At 62.2% G+C, this 18,427-nt stretch carries 15 protein-coding genes and 1 pseudogene; 9 read left to right on the top strand and 7 right to left on the bottom strand.

What is annotated here, in order from left to right:
* The first annotated feature begins 31 nt into the window (after nt 1–31).
* Nucleotides 32–943 (top strand): UDP-3-O-acyl-N-acetylglucosamine deacetylase, encoded by a 912-nt coding sequence (gene lpxC, locus D6Z43_RS14410; RefSeq protein ID WP_028628442.1) that lies wholly within the window; start codon nt 32–34, stop codon nt 941–943.
* 72 nt (nt 944–1,015) lie between these two features.
* On the opposite strand, the gene D6Z43_RS14405 is transcribed toward lpxC, so the two are convergent.
* Nucleotides 1,016–1,471, bottom strand: a complete 456-nt coding sequence (locus tag D6Z43_RS14405) for a DUF721 domain-containing protein (RefSeq protein ID WP_120652854.1) — start codon at nt 1,469–1,471, stop codon at nt 1,016–1,018.
* A 281-nt stretch (nt 1,472–1,752) separates the two neighbouring features.
* Between D6Z43_RS14405 and secA the strand changes: the two genes are divergently transcribed.
* From secA to D6Z43_RS14385, 4 genes are all read left to right on the top strand, one after another.
* Nucleotides 1,753–4,494: a preprotein translocase subunit SecA gene (gene secA / locus D6Z43_RS14400; RefSeq protein ID WP_120652853.1), complete on the top strand. Its 2,742-nt coding sequence runs from the start codon at nt 1,753–1,755 to the stop codon at nt 4,492–4,494.
* 117 nt (nt 4,495–4,611) lie between these two features.
* The gene (gene argJ / locus D6Z43_RS14395) at nt 4,612–5,829 is read left to right on the top strand and encodes a bifunctional glutamate N-acetyltransferase/amino-acid acetyltransferase ArgJ (RefSeq protein ID WP_120652852.1); all 1,218 of its coding nucleotides are present in this window, start codon (nt 4,612–4,614) and stop codon (nt 5,827–5,829) included.
* A 299-nt stretch (nt 5,830–6,128) separates the two neighbouring features.
* Nucleotides 6,129–6,767 carry a glutathione S-transferase family protein gene (locus tag D6Z43_RS14390; RefSeq protein ID WP_120652851.1) on the top strand — a complete coding sequence of 213 codons (639 nt, stop codon included), beginning with the start codon at nt 6,129–6,131 and terminating at the stop codon, nt 6,765–6,767.
* The gene (locus D6Z43_RS14385; RefSeq protein ID WP_120652850.1) at nt 6,764–7,708 is read left to right on the top strand and encodes a Nudix family hydrolase; all 945 of its coding nucleotides are present in this window, start codon (nt 6,764–6,766) and stop codon (nt 7,706–7,708) included. Before D6Z43_RS14390 ends, D6Z43_RS14385 begins: the two co-directional genes overlap by 4 nt.
* Before the next feature lie 24 nt (nt 7,709–7,732).
* Here the strand turns inward: D6Z43_RS14385 and D6Z43_RS14380 are convergent, their stop codons facing one another.
* From D6Z43_RS14380 to D6Z43_RS14365, 4 genes and pseudogenes are all read right to left on the bottom strand, one after another.
* On the bottom strand, nt 7,733–8,308 hold the full coding sequence (locus tag D6Z43_RS14380) for a cob(I)yrinic acid a,c-diamide adenosyltransferase (RefSeq protein ID WP_120652849.1): 576 nt from the start codon (nt 8,306–8,308) through the stop codon (nt 7,733–7,735).
* Nucleotide 8,309: 1 nt separating this feature from the next.
* Nucleotides 8,310–10,328 carry a HAMP domain-containing sensor histidine kinase gene (locus D6Z43_RS14375; protein ID WP_120652848.1) on the bottom strand — a complete coding sequence of 673 codons (2,019 nt, stop codon included), beginning with the start codon at nt 10,326–10,328 and terminating at the stop codon, nt 8,310–8,312.
* Nucleotides 10,329–10,441: 113 nt separating this feature from the next.
* On the bottom strand, nt 10,442–11,353 hold the full coding sequence (locus tag D6Z43_RS14370; protein WP_120652847.1) for a putative 2-dehydropantoate 2-reductase: 912 nt from the start codon (nt 11,351–11,353) through the stop codon (nt 10,442–10,444).
* Nucleotides 11,350–12,342: pseudogene (locus D6Z43_RS14365) on the bottom strand (response regulator); the annotation flags it as partial. The gene D6Z43_RS14370 and the pseudogene D6Z43_RS14365, both read right to left, overlap by 4 nt.
* A gap of 195 nt (nt 12,343–12,537) precedes the next feature.
* Between D6Z43_RS14365 and D6Z43_RS14360 the strand changes: the two are divergent.
* The gene (locus D6Z43_RS14360; protein ID WP_120652845.1) at nt 12,538–13,017 is read left to right on the top strand and encodes a YajQ family cyclic di-GMP-binding protein; all 480 of its coding nucleotides are present in this window, start codon (nt 12,538–12,540) and stop codon (nt 13,015–13,017) included.
* A 118-nt stretch (nt 13,018–13,135) separates the two neighbouring features.
* A complete protein-coding gene (locus D6Z43_RS14355) occupies nt 13,136–13,960 on the top strand; it encodes a mechanosensitive ion channel family protein (RefSeq protein ID WP_120652844.1) in 825 nt (274 codons plus the stop codon).
* Nucleotides 13,961–14,002: 42 nt separating this feature from the next.
* Here the strand turns inward: D6Z43_RS14355 and D6Z43_RS14350 are convergent, their stop codons facing one another.
* Nucleotides 14,003–15,742, bottom strand: a complete 1,740-nt coding sequence (locus D6Z43_RS14350) for an AmpG family muropeptide MFS transporter (protein WP_120652843.1) — start codon at nt 15,740–15,742, stop codon at nt 14,003–14,005.
* An 86-nt stretch (nt 15,743–15,828) separates the two neighbouring features.
* Complete coding sequence (locus D6Z43_RS14345) at nt 15,829–16,215, bottom strand: MGMT family protein (RefSeq protein ID WP_120652842.1); 387 nt, start codon at nt 16,213–16,215, stop codon at nt 15,829–15,831.
* On the opposite strand from D6Z43_RS14345, the gene D6Z43_RS14340 reads away from it, so the two are divergent.
* Complete coding sequence (locus D6Z43_RS14340; protein ID WP_120652841.1) at nt 16,214–17,212, top strand: DUF481 domain-containing protein; 999 nt, start codon at nt 16,214–16,216, stop codon at nt 17,210–17,212. The genes D6Z43_RS14345 and D6Z43_RS14340 overlap by 2 nt on opposite strands.
* Before the next feature lie 130 nt (nt 17,213–17,342).
* Nucleotides 17,343–18,347, top strand: a complete 1,005-nt coding sequence (locus D6Z43_RS14335; protein ID WP_120652840.1) for a DUF481 domain-containing protein — start codon at nt 17,343–17,345, stop codon at nt 18,345–18,347.
* The last annotated feature ends 80 nt before the right edge of the window (nt 18,348–18,427 follow it).

Below are 18,427 nucleotides of genomic sequence, written 5' to 3'. Positions count from 1 at the left end.
GTTCGCAACTTGCGCACAAGCGGCCAATGCCATGATCAGACAACGCACTCTCAAGAACATTATCCGTGCCACTGGCGTGGGGCTGCATTCCGGGGAAAAGGTCTACCTGACCCTCAAGCCCGCTCCGGTGGACACTGGCATAGTGTTCCGCCGTACCGACCTCGATCCCGTGGTGGATATCCCTGCACGCGCCGAGAATGTCGGTGAGACCACCATGTCGACCACACTGATCAACGGTGAGGTCAAGGTGGACACCGTGGAGCACCTGCTTTCGGCCATGGCTGGCCTGGGCATCGACAACGCCTACGTCGAACTCTCCGCGTCGGAAGTGCCGATCATGGACGGCAGCGCTGGTCCCTTCGTCTTCCTGATTCAATCCGCCGGCCTGCAGGAGCAGGACGCGCCGAAGAAGTTCATCCGTATCCTGCGTGAAGTGACCGTGGAGGAGGGCGACAAGCGCGCCACCTTCGTTCCCTTCGATGGTTTCAAGGTGAGCTTCGAGATCGATTTCGATCATCCGGTGTTCCGCAACCGCACCCAAAGTGCGAGCGTGGATTTCTCTAGCACCTCGTTCGTCAAGGAGGTCAGCCGTGCCCGGACCTTCGGCTTCATGCGCGACATCGAGTTCCTGCGTTCGCAGAACCTGGCACTCGGCGGCAGCGTCGAGAACGCCATCGTGGTAGATGAGAACCAGGTGCTCAACGAAGACGGCCTGCGTTACGAGGACGAGTTCGTCAAGCACAAGATTCTCGATGCGATTGGTGACCTCTACCTGCTCGGAAACAGCCTGATCGGCGAGTTCCGTGGCTTCAAGTCGGGCCACGCGCTGAACAACCGCTTACTGCGCCAGCTCATTGAGCAGAAGGACGCCTGGGAAGTGGTGACCTTCGAGGATGCCAGGACTGCACCTATCTCCTATATGCGACCGGTAGCAGCCGTTTAAGCAATACCCTCTTTCCTGACTTCAAAGGCCACCTTCGAGTGGCCTTTTTTTATCCTTTCTATTCGGGAATGCTCACTCTTTTGGTTTTCCGTGGCGCGCCAGGCGCTCCAGTGCTTCCCGCAGGCGTGGGTCCGTGACGGTCTCCGCCGTGGCTTGCAGGCTTTCTGCGGCTGTGGAAGACAGGCGGCCCTCGGTCACCGGCGTACTGCTGGGTGCGAAGCTTGGTTGTACCTTGAATACGATCCGTTCCAGACCTGCGAAAGCCTCGAATCCCTTTAGTTGCCGCAGCAGGCGAGTTTGCTGATAGCGCAGCCTGGTGGCCCAGTGCCCGTCAGTGACGATCAGCAGCAGGCGTCCCTCGCGCCAGGCGGCCACGTGGCAGTGGTCGCGGGCGGCCGGTTGCAACTGGCTGGCGAGCAGCTGTTGTAGTTGCTCGATGCGCTGGGCTTCGTTGAATAGTGCTCGCAGAGGTTTTTGCTCCCGCAGCAGTGCGGCAGGGGAGCGGGCGGGCAGAGGACGAAACGCCATGGCGGGCTGCTTGAATGAAGGGAGGTTCGCCCATATTAACAGAGGGTGCCTTGTCCTCGGTGGTCATGCGTGGTTCGGCTGTCCAGGCGGTCAACTCATCTGTGCATTCGTGGCGAGGCCCCCGCCGGGGACTATGGAAGCCCTCCTACGGAGACCGGGAAGTGCTCCCGCTTTCCTCGGCAACGATTCCGGGTAGAATGCCCCCTTCGCAAGCAGCCATGGCGGCTGCGCGGGCGACTACAGGCCGCCCTCCATCCTAATGTGTGGAAGATCCTCTCTATATGTTTGCGCCATTGTTGAAGAAACTCTTTGGAAGCAAGAACGAACGCGAAGTGAAGCGCATGGCCAAGGCTGTGCTGGCTATCAACGCGTTCGAAGAGCAGATGGTGGCCCTGTCCGACGACCAGCTGCGTGCCAAGACCGAAGAGTTCAAGGCGCGTCTGGCCAAGGGCGAGACCCTCGACCAGTTGCTGCCGGAAGCCTTCGCCGTGGCGCGTGAGGCCGGCAAGCGCGTCATGGGCATGCGCCACTTTGACGTTCAGCTGATCGGTGGCATGACCCTGCACGAAGGCAAGATCGCCGAGATGCGTACCGGTGAGGGCAAGACCCTGGTAGGGACCCTGGCCGTGTATCTGAACGCGCTGTCCGGCAAAGGCGTGCACGTGGTTACAGTGAACGATTACCTGGCCCGCCGCGACGCCAACTGGATGCGTCCGTTGTATGAGTTCCTCGGCCTGTCCGTCGGCGTTGTCACGCCCTTCCAGCCGCCGGAAGAAAAGCGAGCCGCTTACGCCGCTGACATCACCTACGGCACCAACAACGAATTCGGTTTCGACTACCTGCGCGACAACATGGCGTTCAGCCTGGACGACAAGTTCCAGCGCGAGCTGAACTTCTCCGTGATCGACGAAGTGGACTCCATCCTCATCGACGAAGCGAGGACCCCGCTGATCATCTCCGGCCAGGCCGAAGACAGCTCCAAGCTCTATATCCAGATCAACAAGCTGATCCCGCGCCTCAAGCAGCACATCGAAGAGGTGGAGGGGCAGGTCACTCAGGAAGGCCACTACTCGGTCGATGAGAAGACCCGTCAGGTCGAGCTCAACGAGATGGGCCACCAGTTCATCGAGGAAATGCTCACCCAGGCCGGCCTGCTCGCCGAGGGTGAGAGCCTCTACTCGGCGCACAACCTCAGCCTGCTGACTCACGTCTACGCCGGACTGCGTGCACACACGCTGTTCCACCGCAACATCGAGTACATCGTGCAGAACGACCAGGTGCTGCTGATCGACGAGCACACCGGCCGTACCATGCCTGGCCGTCGCCTGTCCGAGGGCCTGCACCAGGCCATTGAAGCCAAGGAAAACCTGCCGATCCAGGCAGAGAGCCAGACCCTGGCCTCCACGACCTTCCAGAACTACTTCCGCCTCTACAAGAAGCTGTCCGGCATGACCGGTACTGCCGATACCGAGGCCTTCGAGTTCCGCCAGATCTACGGTCTGGACGTGATCGTCATCCCGACCCACCGTCCTGTCGCCCGTAAGGACTTCAACGACCTCGTCTACCTGACCCAGGAAGAGAAGTTCGGCGCCATCATCACCGACATCAAGGACTGCCAGGCAAGCGGTCGTCCTGTGCTGGTGGGTACCGCTTCGATCGAGAGTTCCGAGTACGTATCCCAGTTGCTGATCAAGGCTGGCATCGAGCACAAGGTGCTCAACGCCAAGTACCACGAGAAGGAAGCCGAGATCATCGCCCAGGCGGGCCGTCCCGGCGCCGTGACCATCGCCACCAACATGGCCGGTCGCGGTACCGACATCCTCCTCGGTGGCAACTGGGAGGCCGAAGTCGCCACCTTGGAAAACCCGACTGACGAGCAGGTCTCGCAGATCAAGGCTGAATGGCAGAAGCGTCATCAGCAGGTAATCGAGGCAGGCGGCTTGCACGTGGTTGCGTCCGAGCGCCACGAATCCCGCCGTATCGACAACCAGCTGCGCGGCCGTGCCGGTCGCCAGGGTGACCCGGGCTCCAGCCGCTTCTACCTGTCGCTGGAAGACAACCTGATGCGCATCTTCGCCTCCGACCGGGTGAAGAACTTCATGAAGGCCCTGGGCATGCAGTCCGGCGAGGCCATCGAACACCGCATGGTGACCAACGCGATCGAGAAGGCCCAGCGCAAGGTCGAAGGCCGTAACTTCGATATCCGCAAACAACTCCTCGAATACGACGATGTGGCCAACGAGCAGCGCAAGGTGATCTACCACATGCGCAACAGCCTGTTGGCTGCCGAGGACATCGGCGACACCATCAAGGAATTCCGCGAAGAAGTGCTGAACAGCACCATCGACGCCCATATCCCGCCGCAGTCGATGCCGGAGCAATGGGACATTTCCGGCCTGGAAGCCGCGCTGTACAGCGATTTCGGCCTCAAGCTGCCGGTACAACAGTGGCTCGACGAAGACGACAAACTGTACGAAGAGACCCTTCGCGAGAAGATCCTCGAGCAGTTGCTGGCGGCCTACAACGAGAAGGAAGATCTCGCCGGCGCCGAAGCCCTGCGCGTTTTCGAGAAGCAGATGCTGCTGCGCGTGCTGGACGACCTGTGGAAAGACCACCTGTCCACCATGGACCACCTGCGCCACGGTATTCACCTGCGCGGCTATGCGCAGAAGAACCCGAAGCAGGAGTACAAGCGCGAGTCCTTCACCCTGTTCCAGGACCTGCTCGATTCCATCAAGCGCGACACTATCCGTGTCCTCTCGCACGTCCAGGTCCGCCGCGAGGATCCGGCCGAGGAAGAGGCGCGCCTGCGCCGCGAAGCCGAAGAAATGGCCCGTCGCATGCAGTTCCAGCACGCCGCTGCTCCGAGCATCGAAGAGCCGGAGTTGGCCGACGAGCAGGGTGATGTGGCCGTTGCTACCGCAGCCGCTCCGGTTCGCACTGAGCCCAAGGTTGGCCGCAACGAACCCTGCCCTTGTGGTTCCGGCAAGAAATACAAGCACTGCCACGGTCAAATTGACTAAGGCCTTGCTGTAGTTACAACGCCGCGACCGGCCCTGCCGCTCGCGGCGTTTTTCCTGATATCCCTGGCCGCCTGCGCCGCCCGCAGCCGGTCTCCCGCTGACAAAGGAGCGCTTCCCATGGCTGTTGGTCTTGGCCCTCTGCCTACGCTGCACCCGGTACCCGGTTTCGAACTCGGCATCGCCTCTGCCGGCATCAAGCGCCCCGGGCGCAAGGATGTGGTGGTGATGCGCTGCGCTGAAGGCTCGACCATCGCCGGTGTTACCACCACCAACGCGTTCTGTGCCGCCCCAGTGCTGGTAACCCGTGAGCGCCTGGAAGGCGAAGTGCGCTACCTGTTGACCAACACCGGCAACGCCAACGCCGGAACCGGCCCGGATGGTCTGGTCCGTGCCCGTCGTGCCTGCGCCAAGCTGGCCGAGCTGGCTGGAGTCGGTGAAGACGCCGTGCTGCCGTTCTCCACGGGTGTGATTGGCGAGCCGCTGCCGGTCGAGAAGATCGAAGGTGCTCTGGAGGCTGCCCTTGCCGACCTCAAGGTGAGTAACTGGGCCCAGGCCGCCGAAGGCATCATGACCACCGACACCGTGCCCAAGGGGGCCAGCCGCCAGTTCGAGCACGACGGCGTGACCGTTACCATCACCGGCATCAGCAAGGGCGCCGGTATGATTCGCCCGAACATGGCCACCATGCTCGGCTACATCGCCACCGACGCCAAGGTTGCCCGCGACGTACTGCATGCCCTGGTGCGCGATGCGGCGAACAAGTCGTTCAACCGCATCACCATTGACGGCGACACTTCAACCAACGACTGCTGCATGCTTATCGCCACCGGCCAGGCAGCCCTGCCGGAAATCACTGCGGCTAGCGGAGAGCTGTTCGCCAAGCTCAAGCAGGCTGTGTTCGACGTCTTCATGGAAATTGCCCAGGCCATCGTGCGCGACGGCGAAGGCGCGACCAAGTTCGTCACCGTGCAGGTCAATGGTGGTGGTAACCACCAGGAGTGCCTCGATGTAGCCTATGCCGTGGCTCACTCACCGCTGATCAAGACTGCACTGTTCGCATCCGACCCGAACTGGGGCCGTATCCTCGCGGCCGTTGGCTACGCTGGCGTGCCGAACCTGGACGTGAGCAAGATCGACGTGTTCCTGGGTGAAGTCTGCATCGCCAGCCAGGGTGGCCGTGCTTCCACCTACACCGAAGCGCAGGGCGCGGCGGTGATGGCCCGTGAGGAAATCACCATCCGTATCGAGCTCGGACGTGGCGATTGCAGCGAGACCATCTGGACCACCGACTTGTCCCACGAGTACGTGAAGATCAATGCCGAGTACCGCACCTGATAACCTGTCCACGATCAGATGCGGGTCGGAGTAACTGCGTTGGGAGTGGCTTAGGGCTTGCTCGTTTACGGCTCGTGAACTCCGCGCCCTCAGCCATGACTCGCTACGCTCGTCTTGCAGGCGAGCCTTCGGCTGTTACTCCGCTTGTTCTTCTCTAGCTTGCAAGATCGTGAACGGGTTCTGCAGTACGGCGGCATTCCCGATTTTCATCCCCCGATGAAAATCGGGAATTTGCCATGGGCACATACGCTCTTCATGATCCAGCGACATATCGAGGAACTGGAAAGAAGGAGCTGGACATGTCCCTGACATTGGTAATCGGCAACAAGAACTACTCGTCTTGGTCGTTGCGCGCATGGCTTGCCATGGAGCTGACTGGCTCGCCTTACGACGAAGTACGTGTACCGCTGTACCAGGCGGACAGTCACAAGCGCCTGCTCGCCTATTCGCCCACCGCCAAAGTGCCGGTGCTGCAGTCTGAAGACGGCACCATCTGGGATTCCCTGGCCATAGCGGAATATCTCGCCGAACGTTTCCCTGAGGCGCACTTGTGGCCCTTCGGTCAGTCCGCCCGCGCCTTCGCTCGTGCCGTCTGTGCCGAGATGCACAGCGGCTTCGTTCCCCTGCGCAGCCATATGCCCATGGACATGAAGCGCAATCAGGCGCTGCCCGAGGTGCCGGAAGAGGTGGCCGAGGACATTCGTCGCATCTGTGCAATCTGGGTCGAATGCCGCTCGCGATTCGGCCAGGACGGTCCCTATCTGTTCGGCCATGCCAGTATCGCCGATGCCTTCTACGCACCTGTGGCCAGCCGCTTGCGCAGTTACGCCGTTGAGCTGCCGGCGGATGCCGAGGCCTATGTCGAAACAATCTACCGGTGGCCTGCCTTCCAACGCTGGTACCAGGCCGCCTTGCAGGAAACGGAGATCATCGAATGAAACGAGTGCATGTTGCCGCCGCAGTCATCCGCGGCGCCGACGGCCGGGTACTGATTGCCAGGCGCCCTGACGACAAGCACCAGGGCGGCCTCTGGGAGTTTCCCGGCGGCAAGGTGGAGGAGGGGGAGGCCGTGCAGGCCGCGCTCTCCCGCGAGTTGGAAGAGGAACTGGGCATCCGTGTAAGCGCTGCCAGGCCACTCATCCAGATTCACCATGACTACCCGGACAAGCATGTACTGCTGGATGTCTGGGAAGTCAGCGCGTTCACCGGCGAACCCCATGGCGCCGAAGGTCAGCCACTGACCTGGGCATCGCCGCGAGAACTCGGCGACTACGAATTCCCGGCCGCGAACAAGCCGATAGTTGCCGCCGCGCGGTTGCCCGACCGCTACCTGATAACCCCGGATGACATCGAACCACAGGCCCTGCTGGCTGGCCTCAAGACGGCCCTGGCCAGTGGCGTACGCCTGGTGCAGCTGCGTGCGCCGCGCATGTTCGATGCCCAGTACCGCGACCTGGCCGTGGATGTACTGGGACTCTGCGCGGGCAAGGCGCAGCTGATGCTCAAGGGACCGCTGGAGTGGCTGGGCGATTTTCCCGCTGCCGGTTGGCACCTGACAGCCGAACAACTGCGCAAGTACGCCCCCAACGGCCGCCCGTTCCCACGTGAGCGCTGGCTGGCGGCGTCCTGCCACAGCATCGAGGAATTGCAACTTGCCGCGGCCATGGAGGTGGATTTCGTCACCCTCTCGCCAGTGCAAGCCACCCAGACCCATCCCGAAGCGCAGCCCCTGGGTTGGGACCGCGCCGAGGAGCTGCTTCGTGGTTTCAACCAGCCGGCCTATCTGCTGGGCGGCGTTGGCCCCAATGAGCAGGAGCGTGCCTGGAAGATCGGTGCCCAGGGTGTGGCCGGAATTCGGGCGTTCTGGCCAGAGGCGTGAGCTGTTCGCGAAGTGCAACCGACCTCAGTTTTTCTTCGCTGCCTGCCACAGCACCTCATCCACCCCTTGTCGTCGCGCAATCAAGCGCGCGGCGACGAACAGCAGGTCAGATAGGCGGTTCAGGTAGGCCAGCAGCTCTTCGCGCAGCGGTTCCTCGCCATTCAGCGCCTGGGTCCGGCGTTCGGCACTGCGGGCGTGGCTGCGGCAGATGTGGGCCTGGGCGATCAGGCGGGAGCCGCCGGGAAGAATGAAGTTCTTCAAAGGCCCGAGTTCGTCGTTCCAGAGGTCGATGACGGCCTCCAGTCGCTCGATCTCTGGCTTTTCCACCACCTGATACTCCGGCATCGCCAGTTCACCGCCAAGGTCGAACAATCGGTGCTGGCAGGGCGCAAGCACGTCGATCACCTCGCTCAAACCGGGCCATTGCGGCAGCCCTTCGGCCAGTTCCGCGAGCAACAGACCGAGATGGCTGTTCAGGCTGTCGAGCTCACCGATGGCTTCGATTCGCGGGTGATTCTTCGGCACGCGTCGGCCGCTGGAGAGGCCGGTTTCGCCCTTGTCGCCGGTGCGGGTATAGATTTTGGAAAGGCGATTGCCCATTTCAGGTTCCTGCTTCCGTGGTAGCGGAAGTCAGCGGCAGGCGCAGGGTAAAGCAGGTGCCCTGGCCAGGCTTGGACTGCACTTCCATCTGCCCCTTGTGGTTGTTGGTGATGATGAAGTACGAGACCGACAGCCCGAGCCCCGTGCCCTGGCCCACCTCCTTGGTGGTGAAGAAGGGCTCGAAGATGCGCTTGCGCACGTTCTCGGGGATACCCATGCCGGTATCCTCCACCTGGATTTCCGCCCAAGGCGGGCACAGCCTGGTGCGAAGCGTGATGCGGCCTTCCTCATCGTCTTCGCGCAGGTGAATGGCCTGGGCGGCGTTTTTCAGCAGGTTGAGCAACACCTGCTCCAGCTCGTTCGCGGTGCCCGGAACGGGTCCCAGCTCCGGGTCAAACTCGCGGACGATCTTGAGACCCTTGAAGTCGAAACCTTCCGTCAGGTCGAAGTCGTTGCTGGCGATTTCCAGTGCCTGGTCGATCAGTACCGGCAACTGGCAGGGCGCCAACTGGCGATTGCTGCGCCGACTGAAGGCGAGCATGTGGGAAACGATCTTTGCAGCACGGGCACCAGCCTGATGAATGTCGTCTAGCAGCTTGGGCACCTCGCGTGCCTCCAGGTATTGGTTGACTGATGTCAGGCTGAGGCCGTTGATGGCCGCTTGCTGCTGGTTGCGGTCGAGTTCAGGGGAGATGCGCCTGCGGATGTTCTGCACGTTGTGCAGGATGGCACCCAGCGGGTTGTTGATCTCGTGGGCCATGCCGGCGGCCAGGCCGCCTACCGAGAGCATCTTCTCCGATTGCACCATCAGTTCTTCCATCGATAGACGCTGGGTGATGTCGTCGATGCGTATTACCACACCGCGCCCGGTACCCCCCATCAGCGGGTAGAAGGTCAGTGCATAGTTGTGGACGTTCTCGCCCACCAGCCAGCTCACCCGTTCCACCTTCTCCACCTTGTGCTTTTCGGCCGTCAGGCGGATCTGCGGGAGGAAGGGCTTGAGCGAGGGAAAGGCGAGGAATACCGGCTGGTTGAGCGCATCGTCCATGGGTGTGCCGGAGAGTGCGCTGGCCTCCTGGTTCCATTGTGTAACGTAGAGCTGTTCGTCCAGCGCGATGAGCGCCGAGGGCATGGAGTCGATGATGCTGTTCAGGTAGTTCTGGAAACCGGTGAGCTTCTTCTCGATCTTGCTGCGCACCTGCACTTCGAGCTCCAGCTTGCGGTTGGAGTGACGGGTTTCCTCCGCAAGTTCATGGGCCTGGTCGAACGCCGCCTGGGCGTCGTCGCGGGCACGCTTGAGTTGCTGCTCGCGGGCCTCGATGCGGCTGAGCATGGTGTTGAACGCGTCCGCCAGGCTGCCGATTTCGTCGCGATTTCCACGGGGAGCACGCAGGGCATAGTTCTCTTCGCGGGTCACCTGGCGCGAGAGCTCCTCCAGGCGTCGGATGGGGCGGGTGACCATGCGACGGATTTGCCGCGCCACCAGCAGCCAGAGCAGGACGCTGCAGGCGAGGATGGCCAGGCTTGCTGTCAGGGTGCCGGTGTAGAACACGCCCGGCAGCTCACTGGAGGCTACCAGCAGCAAGTGGCCGGCGGGCTTTCCGGGAATCGGTAGTTCGGCAAGGTGGGATGTGCGGAATTCGCGCAGGCGCCATCCGGGAATGTCGCTGGCCTTTAGCGGAAGGTCCAGCTGTTCGCCCCGCTGCAACTGAGCCAGCAGTCGGCCGTCACTGTCGTACAGGGCGGCGGCACGCAGCGGCGTATAGCCGTCCAGGCGCTGCAGCATGGTCTTGGCGTTTTCTTCCGAGGACAGTGCTTCCGGGCCGACGGCCGAAGTGGCGAAAAGTCGCCCGAGGGTTTCCAGGCCTTGGGGCGCAACGCTTTCCTGGGAGATCCAGTAGGCGGCGCTGATGAAGGCCAGGTTGGCAATGAGCAGGACAGTGGCGAGCAGGACCAGCAGTGCGGCTAGCAATTTGCGGCCGACCGACAGGTTCTCGAGGCGCTGACGCAGGCTGGTCAAGGAAATATCCGCGGCTGGGCTGAGGGACTGGTTGGGCTTCGTACGAAAAGCGCCTACGCATCGGTGAAGCTGACCGTCGCTCGACGGCTTTTCGAACAGAGCCTAGCGCGGGGTCAGGTGACGGGCAATCCGAGCTTTTCGAGATGGGACTTGAGGCGGGCGTGCAGGCTGTTCAGGTGCGGCAGGCTGATTCGATGGCGTGCGGCGGAGGCACAGGCGTGGCCGAGCAGGTAACTGATCTCGGTGCGGCGGCTGTTTGCCACATCCTGGTACATCGATGAGTAGTTCGCCGCGGTTGCCTGGATCACGCGTTGCACTTCCTCGTGCAGGCCTTCGGCGGCGTCGGGTTGGCCGCAGCGGCGCAGCAGATCGGCCAGCTCGATGCAGAGCACATTGACTTCCGCAGGGTGCTCGGCCAGACCGCCGTTGCGGCAGTTGTAAAGCACGGTGAGGGGATTGATCGCGCAGTTCAGCGCCAGCTTGCGCCAGAGACGCGACAGGATGTCGGGCGTCCAACCGTGGGGAATGCCGGCTTGTTCCAACTCATCCAGCCAGGCCGGGGCGGCGGGCTGCAGCGGGTCGCCCAGCCAGGTGAAGCCATGGCCGGCATAGACCACGCGGAAATCCGCTTCGCGAAAGGCCCCTTCGGTACTGGAGGCGAGTATGCAGCGGGCGTGGGGTAGACGCAGGGCCACGGCGTCCTGGCTGCCCAGTCCGTTCTGTAGAAGGATGAGTTCGGCGCCGGGGGCGAGATGCGGAAGCAGGGGCTGGACCGCTGCCTCGGCGTCGTAAGCCTTGCAGGCGACCAGCAGGCGGCTGATGGGCCCGGCGTTACTGGGCAGCCCGGCGGGAATGGCGTACTGCTGCGCCCGGCCCTGTTCGACCAGGGTCAGGCCGCCGGCTGCTTCATAGGTCTTCAGCCGTGCACGATCGCGCAGGATCAGCCGTACCGACTTCCCGGCGCGCGCGAGGCGGGCGGCCCAGAGACTGCCCAGGCTACCCGCGCCGAGAATATGCCAGGTCATGGTTGCGGCAGGCGCAGAGCGGTGACGCGACCGCTGGCATAGGCTTCGGGGAGCATCGCATTGGCCTTTTCCAGAAGCTCCTCGACATCCAGAGGCAGGGCTTTGGTATCCAGGCCGACGAGGGCGATGCCGGCCTTGAGGGTGATGAAGCCCTCGCTGGTCTTGAAGGCCTTCAGGTTCAGCCCTTCATGCAGGCGGCGGAAGCTGCTCGGAGAGCATTCGTGAAGGTCGTCGAGCAGAGTGATCAGGCCGAAATGGCTGTCGTCCACGCGCGTCAGGACGTCCAGCGGGCGCACTAACTGCTGCAGGCGCCGGGCGACGCCGTGCAGCAGTTCGTTGTAGAAGGCTTCGCCGTACTGCTGGCGCAATTGCGGAGCATCCAGCAGGCCAATCAACAGGTAGCACATAGCGCCGCCCCGGGACTCCACCTGGCGCAGGCTGTCGGCAAGCTTCTGGCGCAGGTAGCGCGGGTTGCCGAGGCCAGTGAGCGAGTCCACCAGGTTGCGCTGTTCCAGGCTGGCGATGTTCTGGGTCAGCAGACGGTTCTCCTGCAGCAGGCGTTGCAGGGTGTTGCACAGGCGATCAGCCGCATAGACCCGGGGGACCAATTGTTCGCTCATGGCCGCCTTGCTGATGAAATCGTCCACGCCGCGGTCGAAGGCTTCACCGAGGACGTTTTCACCCTCCTTGCCCGTGAGCAGGATGATGTAGCTGTAGTGATCGGTCATCTCATCCAGCTGACGCACCCGGGCGGTCAATTCGAGACCGTCGATCTCGGGCATCAGCCAGTCGGCAAGAATGACGTTGGCGGGCTTGTGCTCCAGCAACTGCAGGGCTTCGCTGGCGCTGCTGGCGAATCGCAGATCCTGGTAGCCGGCCTGGCTGAGGGTACGGCCGATCATGGCGCTGGAGAACTTGGCATCGTCCACCACCAGGATACTGAGATGAGGGTTGGGCATGTGGCAGGCTCGCAAGGGGAGTGGAACAGCGGTGTATGGCGGTATGATATCAAGCCTCGTTCGGGTTGCCTTGTCGCCCTACCGTTCTGCCGGTTTCGGACTGCTGGGGGATGGTCTCCAGAAGGCGGCTTGTCGCTCGGTTATAATGGGTGCGCATTTTTAACCGTCAAGCCAGGCGCTTTCATATCCGTGATGCAGATCGCGCCGTCTATCTGGAGGAATCCCATGCCCTCGTTCGACGTGGTGTCCGAACTGGACAAACACGAAGTCACTAACGCCGTCGATAACGCCATGAAGGAGCTCGATCGCCGCTACGACCTGCGCGGCAAGGGCAGTTTCGAGTTCAAGGAACTGACGGTCACCCTGACGGCCGATGCTGATTTCCAGCTGGAACAGATGCTGGAAATCCTCAGGATGGCTCTGGTCAAGCGCAAGATCGATGTCCAGTGCCTGGAGATCAAGGATTCCTACGCTTCCGGCAAGATCGTCAAGCAGGAAGCCGTTCTACGCGAAGGTATCGACAAGGAGCTGGCGAAAAAGATCGTCGCTCATATCAAGGAAAGCAAACTCAAGGTCCAGGCCGCGATTCAGGGTGAGCAGGTACGTGTCACCGGCAAGAAGCGCGACGACCTGCAGGAAGCCATTGCCGCCCTGCGTGCCAAGGAGTTCGGCATGCCGCTGCAATTCAACAACTTCCGCGACTGAGCGGAACCTTCGCGACCGATTCGCGTCGCAAAACAGGAGTTCTTTGAACCTTTGCCGCCATGGCTTGTCCATGGCGGCCTGGTTTTTTGCATCGCTGAAATAGCGCGGGAGAGTGCACATGGAGATGAACGTCGACCAACTGGTGAAGGTATCCGAAGCCTGGCTGCCCGTAGTTCTGGAATACAGCGGCAAGCTGACCCTGGCTCTGCTCACCCTGCTGATCGGCTGGTGGCTGATCAATGTGCTGACCGGCCGGGTCGGTGCGCTGATGCAGCACCGCCGCGTCGATCGTACCCTGCAGGGATTTATCGGCAGCCTGGCCAACATAGTCCTGAAAGTGCTGCTGCTGGTCAGTGTGGCGTCCATGATCGGCATATCGACCACCTCCTTCGTGGCTGCCATCGGTGCAGCGGGCCTGGCCATCGGCCTGGCGCTGCAGGGCAGCCTGGCCAACTTCGCGGGTGGCGTGCTGATCCTGCTGTTCCGTCCGTTCAAGGTCGGTGACTTCATCGAGGCGCAGGGCGTTTCCGGCACGGTCGATCACATCCAGATCTTCCACACCGTGTTGCGCACCGGCGACAACAAGACCGTGATCATGCCCAATGGCAGCCTGTCCAACGGCATCATCACCAACTACTCCAAGCAGGCCAATCGTCAGGTTCTGTATGACGTGAAAGTGGACTACACCACCGACCTTTCCAAGGCTCGTGATGTGCTGCTGAAGCTGGCGCAGGACCCGCGCGTACACAAGGATCCGGAGCCGGTGGTAGTGGTTTCGTCCCTGGGCGATACCTCGATCAACCTTTCGCTGCGCCTGTGGGTTTCCAACGCCGATTACTGGGGTGTGATCTTCAAGCTCAACGAAACCGTGCGCGATGGCCTCAATGCGGTGGGCGTCGAGCTGGCGCAGCCGCCGCGTATGGTGCAGGTGGTGCCGAGCTGAGGTTAGGCGTGAACGAAAAAGGCCGGCATTCGCCGGCCTTTTTCATGGTTGCTCGGTAGAGCCCGGTGTCGCCGGTGCATCGGAGGAGCCATTCTCCTTCGGCTGCTTGCGGTCGCGGCCCCACTGGATGGCGATCAGCACCAGGGTGGGAATGCCCAACAGCGCCGTGATCAGGAAGAAGTTGTGGTACCCCACGCTCTCCACCATCACGCCCGAGTAACCGCCGATTAGTCGCGGCAGCAACAGCATGATGGAGCTGAGCAGGGCGTACTGGGTCGCGGAGAACTTCAGGTTGGTCAGGCTCGAGAGATAGGCGACGAACGCCGAAGTGGCCAGCCCGGCGCTGAAGTTGTCGCAGGAAATGGTCAGGATGAGCATGTTCAGGTGGGCACCCATGTCGCTCAGGGCCACGAACATCAGGTTGGTGGCCGCCGAGCTGATGCCGCCTATGAACAGGATCGGCAGGATGCCGAAGCGCACGATGAGCACACCGCCGGCACCCGCGCCGAGCAGGGTCATCACCAGGCCGAACAGTTTGCTGACGCTGGCGATCTGCTCCTTGGTGAAGCCCTGGTCGATGTAGAACACGTTGGCCATCACGCCCATTACGGTGTCCGACATGCGGTAGGTGGCGATCAGCCCCAACAGCAGCAACGCCTGCCAGCGGTAACGCTGGACGAACTCGCTGATCGGGGTCAGCACCGGCGCCATCAGGAGGCGGCCGGCGGCGGAGAAGCAGGCCAGGGTGATCAGCAGGAACATCGTCCCGCGTGGCCAGGCGCCGGAAGAGAACGCCTTGGCTGCAGCGGCGATGGTCACCAGGATCACGATCAGGACGATGATCGACACCGCCTGGTGGACGAAGTCGAAGTTGGGCATCACCTTGCCGCGCGCGGCCACCAGCAGCTGGCGGCGCTGCTGGCTGAGCAGTTCGCGCACCGGCAGGATCTGGCGCATTCCCCAGGGCGACAGGCAGGTGACCAGGAAGATGGCGTACAGCGCGGCGCGTGGCCAGGCCCGGTCGAGCAGCCCGGTGATCATTGCCGGTAGGGAGATCAGCATGACCAGCAGGATCAGCACGGAAGAGAGCTGGTGCTTGAGCTTGAAGCGCGAAGTGGTGCTCGTTGCCGGGAGGTCCACCGGCGGCTCGCGCATCCACAGGCTGGTGATCAGTCCCGGTAGCATCAGCAGCGCGAACAGCAGGTAGGTGCCAGCCCAGGCGCCGTAATCATAGACCTGGGCGGTGGAGCCGAACCACTCGGCAAAGTAGAGCGCGCCTGCGGTGGCGAGCAGTGCGGATACGCGGTAGCCCGTCATGTAACTGGCGGCCAGCGCGGCCTGGCGGCTGTCCTCGGCAATTTCCAGGCGGTAGGCGTCGATGGCGATGTCCTGCGTAGCCGAGGCGAACGCCACCAGCACCGCCAGCGCGATAAGCCAGGTGAGGTTGGTCTTGGGGTCGCACAGGGCCATGCCCACCAGCCCCAGACCCACCAGTGCCTGTGACAGCACCAGCCAGGAGCGACGTCGGCCGAGTCGGCCCAGTAGCGGAAGGCGCCATTGGTCGAGCAGCGGCGACCAGATCCATTTGAAGGCGTACGCCAGGCCGATCAGGCTGGCGAAGCCGATGGTCTCGCGGGATACCCCAGCCTCGCGAAGCCAGACAGAAAGTGTGGAAAACACCAGCATGTAGGGGAGGCCAGCGGCGAACCCGAGCAGCAACAGCGAAAGAGTGGCCGGCGTGGCATAGGCGGCGATGGCTGCGCGCCAGGATTGATGGGGCATTAGCGGAGTGGTCCGAAAAACGTGGTGCTGGGCATGAGGCTGCTCGCGGCGTCCATGATGGGGGCAGAAAAAGGGCAGGGCGCACTCTAACTCTTGGGTGGCATGGGATGCCAGCCGTGCCGACGCATGTCCACCCGATCGTTCTGGATACTGACCCCTTCGGCGCGCAAACGTGCCCGCTGCTCATTGCCAGAGGGCGTGCCCAGCGCCAGGCTGAAGCGTCCGCCGGCCCCCAGCACCCGATGCCAAGGCAGCTGGGTACCTGTCGGCAACTGGCTCAGGGTTCGACCGACCCAGCGTGCGGCGCGGCCCAGGCCGGCCAGTTCGGCCAGTTCGCCATAGGTCACTACCTTGCCTTCCGGAACCTGGTTCAGGGTCAGGTAGAGCGCCTCACGGCGGACGTCCGTGCTTGCTGCCGGCAAGTCGGACCATGCATGCTCAGGCGCTTGTTCTTTCTTCTTCTTACCGACCATGCTGCTCCGTAGCCTGATTGCTTCGTTCGTATTGCTGACCTGCTTGCCGCTCTGGGCCGACACCGTGTGGTTGAACAACGGTGATCGCCTGACCGGGGAGATCATCCTGCTCGATGGTGGCAAGCTTGCATTGAAGACCAAATACGCCGGCCAGGTGCTGATCGACTGGAAGGATATCGACACCCTCCGCTCCGAGAAACCGTTGCAGATCAAGCGCGACGGACTCGACAGCCAGCATAGCCGCAGCCTTGGCGCGGCGGGCAAAGGCATGGTGCGCCTGGTCAATGGCGAGAGCGAGACGGTGCCGCTGGCGAGCATTCGCCAGATGGTGCCGCCGCGGCCTTTCATCCGGGACCGGGTCTGGGAAGGCAATCTCGATGCCAAGCTGGACATGGAGCGCAATGACGACAAGACGGACGAATGGAAGCTCAAGGGTGATACCCGTGTCGAACACGGCCGCTGGCGGCATGTACTGAGCGGCCAGTTCGAGAAGGAGACCAAGAACGGCGAGCGCACCGAAGATAACTGGGAGCTGGAATACGACCTCGACCGCTTCCTCACGCAGCACTGGTTCGTGCGTGGCAGCTACGACCAGGAGAACGACGAGTTCCAGTTCTTCGAGAGGCAGCGATCCTATGGCCTTGGGCCCGGTTATCGCTTCTGGGACAACGAACTGGGCCGCTTCGACCTCATCGCACAGTTGTCTCGTTTCCAGCTGGAGAGCGACGCCGGCGACCTGGACTTCAACGCCTACTCCTTCGAATGGGACTTCAAGCGGTTGATCTGGGGGACTCGCTTCGAGCTCTATTCCAAGGCCCAGCTACAGGTGCCGCAGATAGATGAAATCGACTACGTCCTCGACAGCGAATTCGGCCTGCGTTATCGCCTGAATGACTGGGCACGCCTGTCGCTTCTCTACGAACTGGATCAGGTGAGCGGCTTGGGCCAGACCGACTCCGACAGGCACTATCTCATTGGTGTCGGCATCGGCTGGTAGGGCCAGGGGAGGATCACGCCTATCGATTTTCTGGAACTCAGCGGACGCTGGCCGGTCAGTCCTTGCTCTGCTGTCGGTCATAAGGATAATGCCCGGCTTTTTTCGAAGACCCGAGCAAAGAATCCGCTTTATGTTGTCCAGAAATCTGCTGTGCATGGCGCTCGCCGCCGCTTCCTCCACCGCCTTCGCCGACACCGTCTGGATGAAGAACGGCGACAAACTCACAGGCACTATCCGCGTGTTCGATGGTGGCAAGTTGGTTCTCGAGACCGACTACGGCGGCACCATCCCGTTGGACTGGAAGAAAGTCGCCACCCTGGAAAGCGATCGCGAGTTGCTGGTCAAGCAGGACGATCTCAACGGCGAGCGCGCCAAGTCGCTGCATCGCGCCGACGAAGGCAAGGTCATCCTCGCCAATGGCGAGGCGCCGAAGGAAGTCGAACTGGCCAGCATCGAGCAGATCATGAAGCCCAAGCCCCTGGTGGAAGACCTGACCTGGAGCGGCAACGTCGACCTAGCCCTGGACTACAAGCGCGCCGAGAAGGATACCGACGACTACGATGTCGACTTCAAGACCAAGGCGCGCCACGGCCGCTGGAGGCACAATGCCTCAGGCGAATACAACCGCGAATTCACCGACGATGTGAAGACCACGGACAACTGGGAAGCCGAGTACGCCCTCGATCGCTTCATTACCCAGAAATTCTTCTGGCAGGGTCGCGGTGAATACAAACGCGACAAGGTCGAAGACCTCGAACGCCAGCGCACCCTGGGTACCGGTCCCGGTTACCAGTTCTGGGACGACGAGCTCGGGGCCTTCTCCCTGGCCGGGCTGGTCAACCGCAGCGACTATCAGTTCTCCAATGGCGAAAAAGAAAGCTTCTACTCCATCAGTACCAAGTGGGACTACAACCGCTACCTGGTGGGCAAGACTGTGGAGCTCTTCACGAGCGGTGAGGTCGGCCGCCCGCTGGACAACACCGCCGACTACTCCCTGGATGCCGAAGTAGGCCTGCGCTACAAGCTCACCGACTGGGCCTCGCTCAACATGAAGGCGGAGAAGGACCAGGTCAGCGGTGCTGAAGGCGAAATCGATGAAACCCGCTACACCGTGGGCTTCGGCGTAGGCTGGTAGCAAGCCGGCCCTGCCTGTGGGAGCGACTTCATTCGCGATTGAAGTCGCTCCCATACGCGGTGCCTGTCCTTACACCCAGG

It is taken from the genome of Pseudomonas sp. DY-1 (assembly GCF_003626975.1).
Classification (GTDB): Bacteria; Pseudomonadota; Gammaproteobacteria; order Pseudomonadales; family Pseudomonadaceae; genus Metapseudomonas.
The sequence above is the reverse complement of the archived record's forward strand: the minus strand, read 5'-3'. Positions and strand labels throughout refer to the sequence as shown.

What these genes read in the sequence shown, in the direction of transcription:
- lpxC (WP_028628442.1), top strand. Translation starts at nt 32, where the DNA reads ATGATCAGACAACGCACTCTCAAGAACATTATCCGTGCCACTGGCGTG.
- D6Z43_RS14405 (WP_120652854.1), bottom strand. Translation starts at nt 1,471, where the DNA reads ATGGCGTTTCGTCCTCTGCCCGCCCGCTCCCCTGCCGCACTGCTGCGG.
- secA (WP_120652853.1), top strand. Translation starts at nt 1,753, where the DNA reads ATGTTTGCGCCATTGTTGAAGAAACTCTTTGGAAGCAAGAACGAACGC.
- argJ (WP_120652852.1), top strand. Translation starts at nt 4,612, where the DNA reads ATGGCTGTTGGTCTTGGCCCTCTGCCTACGCTGCACCCGGTACCCGGT.
- D6Z43_RS14390 (WP_120652851.1), top strand. Translation starts at nt 6,129, where the DNA reads ATGTCCCTGACATTGGTAATCGGCAACAAGAACTACTCGTCTTGGTCG.
- D6Z43_RS14385 (WP_120652850.1), top strand. Translation starts at nt 6,764, where the DNA reads ATGAAACGAGTGCATGTTGCCGCCGCAGTCATCCGCGGCGCCGACGGC.
- D6Z43_RS14380 (WP_120652849.1), bottom strand. Translation starts at nt 8,308, where the DNA reads ATGGGCAATCGCCTTTCCAAAATCTATACCCGCACCGGCGACAAGGGC.
- D6Z43_RS14370 (WP_120652847.1), bottom strand. Translation starts at nt 11,353, where the DNA reads ATGACCTGGCATATTCTCGGCGCGGGTAGCCTGGGCAGTCTCTGGGCC.
- D6Z43_RS14360 (WP_120652845.1), top strand. Translation starts at nt 12,538, where the DNA reads ATGCCCTCGTTCGACGTGGTGTCCGAACTGGACAAACACGAAGTCACT.
- D6Z43_RS14355 (WP_120652844.1), top strand. Translation starts at nt 13,136, where the DNA reads ATGGAGATGAACGTCGACCAACTGGTGAAGGTATCCGAAGCCTGGCTG.
- D6Z43_RS14350 (WP_120652843.1), bottom strand. Translation starts at nt 15,742, where the DNA reads ATGCCCCATCAATCCTGGCGCGCAGCCATCGCCGCCTATGCCACGCCG.
- D6Z43_RS14340 (WP_120652841.1), top strand. Translation starts at nt 16,214, where the DNA reads ATGCTGCTCCGTAGCCTGATTGCTTCGTTCGTATTGCTGACCTGCTTG.
- D6Z43_RS14345 (WP_120652842.1), bottom strand. Translation starts at nt 16,215, where the DNA reads ATGGTCGGTAAGAAGAAGAAAGAACAAGCGCCTGAGCATGCATGGTCC.
- D6Z43_RS14335 (WP_120652840.1), top strand. Translation starts at nt 17,343, where the DNA reads ATGTTGTCCAGAAATCTGCTGTGCATGGCGCTCGCCGCCGCTTCCTCC.